This window comes from Vibrio sp. 10N.222.46.A1 (assembly GCF_041473595.1).
In the GTDB taxonomy this organism is placed as follows: Bacteria; Pseudomonadota; Gammaproteobacteria; order Enterobacterales; family Vibrionaceae; genus Vibrio; species Vibrio tasmaniensis_A.
The window spans coordinates 1-4,099 of sequence record NZ_JBFRSN010001037.1 but is presented as its reverse complement, the minus strand read 5'-3'; the positions used below and the strand labels follow the sequence as shown (position 1 = coordinate 4,099).

Sequence of the window (4,099 nt, the reverse complement as noted above, 5' to 3'; positions counted from 1 at the left end):
AGATAAGTCGTTATATTATCTAGTTATAAGGTTCGTAGAGTTAAGGCATTAAAAAAGCAGAGCGTAATCGCTCTGCTTTGATGTCTCAATGAATACTCTTTGGAATTTGTACAATCAGCTCGCTTATTTAGCGACGTTACCCGCCACGTTTAAAGCATCCCAAGTACGTGAAAAAGGTGGGGCATAACAGAAATCCATGTAGCCTAGTTGTTGAGTAGTCATCTTGGCTGTGATCGCTACGGCCAGTGCATTGATGCGGCCAACGGCTCCTTTCTTACCTACGATTTCACCACCTAAAAGGACCTTAGTTTCTGGGTGATAAACCAACTTCACCTTGATGTCTTCCTGGCCAGGGTAGTAATCGGTTTGGTTCTTATCTGAAATGGTCGATACTTTCACATCCAAGTTATGTTCTTTCGCTAGAAGTTCATTTACGCCAGTACACGCCAGCTCGTAATCGAGTACTTTCAAACAAGACGACCCCAAGAAGCCCGACATGTAGGTATCTTTACCTGCTAGCTTGTCTGCCATCATACGCGCTTGCTTATTGGCTGTGGTTGCTAGAGCAACATAAACAGGTTTGCCTAGTGCCATATGATGGACAACGGCACAGTCACCGACTGCGTGGATGTAAGCATCTACAGTAGCACCATATTCATTTACCAACAGAGCGCCGTTTGCAGCTTTTGGCAGTTCGAATGCTTCCGTGTTTGGTTTGAAACCGAGTGACAGGATCACGACATCGGCTTCTACGTTGCCATTATCGGTTTCTACTATGTAACCACCTTGTTCCGCATCGCGAATTGCAGACACGCTGCACCCTGTTTTAAGGTCTGCACCTGATTCACGAATCGCACCTTCGACTACTTCAATGATTTCTGGGCTGAACTGACGGCTCATGATGTGTTGTTCACGTTCGATGATCGTCACGTGTTTGTCTAAGCCGTGCGCTGCATCGAATACTTCCAGGCCGATAAAACCAGCCCCAATAACACACACACGTTGCTTGTTAACATCCTTTAGCGCTTCTTTAACCGCCAAGCCGTCTTCCATGCTTGTTAGTGTGTATACGTGTTCTGGATTGAATTCACCTAATGGTGGAACGATTGGTCGCGCACCTGTTGCAATGACCAACATATCGTAATCGATGACGCTTTCTTCATTTTGGTGACGTACCGTAATTTGCTTTTCAGTGCGGTCGAATGACACCATTTCTGTTTCTACACGTACATCTAAGCCTGATTTTATGGCTTGATCTGGTGTACGGGAGATCATTCGCTCGGTGTCATCAAACATGCCGCCTGCAAAGTAAGGTAAGCCACAGGCTCCGAAAGAGATGTAGCTACGCTTATCTAAAACGATGACTTCGTCTGATGGTTGATTACGTTTGTATTTTGCTGCGAAACTCATACCCGCGGCGCTACCGCCTATAACAACAACTTTCATATTTACTACCTAAATAACCTGAACTCAGGAAAAACAGAAGAGCACTCACGTGGAGTGCTCTTAATTAAGTTTGAGAATTATACTGCTGCTTCTTTTGATACTGTCGCTGTAACGTCAGCGTCGTATTGTTCAGTATCCAATGAGCCATTCTTCTTCGCTGTAAGAACGCCTGACAACATAGAGCCTGAGATGTTCAGCGCTGTACGAGCCATGTCAATTAGTGCTTCAATAGACACTAAAATCGCGACTACTGTGATGTCTAGACCCATGATGGTGAGTACCGCTACTGCTGCGAACGTTGCACCGCCACCAACACCTGCGATACCGAATGAAGCAATCGCGATAACAGCTATCAGTTGTAGGATAAAGCTCAAGTCTACAGGCATGCCCATGACCTGTGCCGCCATGATTGCTAGCATTGCTGGGTAGATACCGGCACAACCGTTTTGACCGATACTAGTACCGAATGTCGCTGACATGTTTGCTGTTTCTTCGTCTACACCTAGGCGCTGAGTTTGTGTTTCAACGTTTAGTGGGATAGCTGCCATGCTTGAACGAGACCCGAAACCGAACACGAGTACTGGCCAGATTTTCTTCATGAACTTGGCAGGAGAAAGGCCGAACATTGACACCATCACGAAGTGGATGCCGAACATAACGCCAATTGCTACGTAGCTTGCTAGAAGGAAGCGGCCCATCTCTGCAAGTGCGAACAGGTCGTTTGTCATCATGAACGTGGTCATCAGAGCGAATACACCGTAAGGCGTTAGCTTCAGGATTTCACGAACCATTGAAAGCACTACTTCTTTTGCAGAGTTGATGAAATCAACGAAGTTTTGCACTTTCTCAGGCTTACGGTTTTTCACTTGAAGGATGCAGTAACCAAGGAACATACCGAACAGTACAGTTGATAGCGTAGAAGTACGTTGAGAGCCCGTTAGCATGTCGAAGATGTTGGTTGGAATGATAGACAGAGCCATACCAGACAGACCGCTGCTCGCCATCGCATCTTGTGTTGCGACCAGTGAATCACCGCGAGCTTCAATCGCACTGTTTGTGCCGATTGTGCTTACTAGCGCGTTCGCATCGATACCAAATAGGTAAATACTTGCGATACCAACGGCCGCTGAGATAGCACAAGTGAAAAGTAGAATACCGATGATTTTTGGTGCGATTCGAGATAGCGCACCGCCGCCTTCAACGTTCATGATCGAAGAGATCATCGCCACAAACACAAGTGGGATAACGATCATTTGTAGAAGTTTGATGTAGCCTTTACCGAACACCGAAATCAGTTCAGCAAAGCCAGATGTCGCAACGTTGCCGACACCGAAAACAAGTTGAATTGCGCCACCGAACAGTAAGCCAGCAGCAAGCGCACTCAGTACGCGGAAGTTAAAACTTTTCTTTTGCTTTTTGAAGTTCGACAGCAGTGCGTAGAACCCAAAGAACAGTATGCTTAATCCAATAAATGAAACGCTCATGAGAATCTCCTATGATACCCATTAATACCTAAGTCGGTTATTTTTTGTATGCGATGGCTTCAATTTCAACCAGTGCGTCTTTTGGTAGTCGTGCTGCTTCAACACAAGAGCGAGCAGGTGCGTTCTCTGTACCAAACACCTCTGTATACACTTCGTTAAAGGCAACGAAGTTCTCCATGTCTGATAGGAAGCAGGTTGTCTTAAGCACTGTGTCCAGTCCCGCATTACTCGCTTCTAATACAGCTTTTAAGTTTTCCAGAGACTGACGAGCCTGCTCTTTGATGCCGCCCTCAACAAACTGCATGGTTTCTGGAACGAGAGGTAATTGACCTGATGTATAAACCATGTCGCCGTAAGACGTACCTTGTGAGTAAGGGCCGATAGCTGCAGGTGCTTGTTCAGTGGCAATGATCTGTTTCACGATGTAACTCCTAATTATTGGTTTTATTCTGATTTAAATTCACGGATAAACTTGTAAACCGCCTGTCGGCTGATCCCAAGTTGCTCTGATACTTGTGTAGTCGTCTCTTTTAGCTCAAATACGCCGTTATCAAATAAGCAACGGATGATGGCTTTATTACGACCTTTGCAGGAAACCGACTCGTCTTGGTCAACCTCGTTAATGGCTGAACTCAATGCTTGCTGAATCACATCATTTGCATTGTTACTGAAGGTCTCACTGACAATGGTTTGTGGCACATTGCACTGCGGCATCAGCGTCTTGACGATTTCTGGAAATGGGAAAGATAAGTTCATGTTGATACACAGCATACCAATCGGCTTTTGTTGTGGACCAGCCAGTACACAGGTGGTCGATTTAAGTAGGGAACCATCTGCTGAGTTGGTGAAATAGCTTTTCGGAGAAACTTCGCCAGTTTTCTCGAATGTGCTCCACATGCGTAAACCTAAATCGGTGATTGGTGACCCAATTTCACGACCCGTATGATGACCATTGACGATCTTCACGACTGAGTTTTCTAAGCTTTCAAATGAATGGATAACCACTTCGCAGTAAGGACCAATCAAATCGGCGATAGTGTCTGCTAAGCGGAAGTAATTACTTAAGCATTCTCTGTCTTCATCGGTGAATCGAACTTGTTTTACATTCATGATTTCGGTTTACATTTTTGAACTCAATGACTGGAATCTACTCCTTTGGTGGTACTCCC

General features: G+C 45.4%; 4 protein-coding genes. All 4 read right to left on the bottom strand.

The genetic code is table 11. The features are described from left to right. Positions 1-123 precede the first annotated feature (123 nt). A complete protein-coding gene (locus tag AB4496_RS23440) occupies positions 124-1,446 on the bottom strand; it encodes a CoA-disulfide reductase (RefSeq protein ID WP_009846288.1) in 1,323 nt (440 codons plus the stop codon). A 77-nt stretch (positions 1,447-1,523) separates the two neighbouring features. After that, positions 1,524-2,930, bottom strand: coding sequence for a cation:dicarboxylate symporter family transporter (locus AB4496_RS23435; protein WP_009846289.1), 1,407 nt, complete (start codon positions 2,928-2,930; stop codon positions 1,524-1,526). Between the two features lie 37 nt (positions 2,931-2,967). Next, positions 2,968-3,351 carry a RidA family protein gene (locus AB4496_RS23430; protein ID WP_009846290.1) on the bottom strand — a complete coding sequence of 128 codons (384 nt, stop codon included), beginning with the start codon at positions 3,349-3,351 and terminating at the stop codon, positions 2,968-2,970. A gap of 23 nt (positions 3,352-3,374) precedes the next feature. Then, a complete protein-coding gene (locus AB4496_RS23425) occupies positions 3,375-4,040 on the bottom strand; it encodes a transcriptional regulator (protein ID WP_009846291.1) in 666 nt (221 codons plus the stop codon). Positions 4,041-4,099 lie beyond the last annotated feature (59 nt).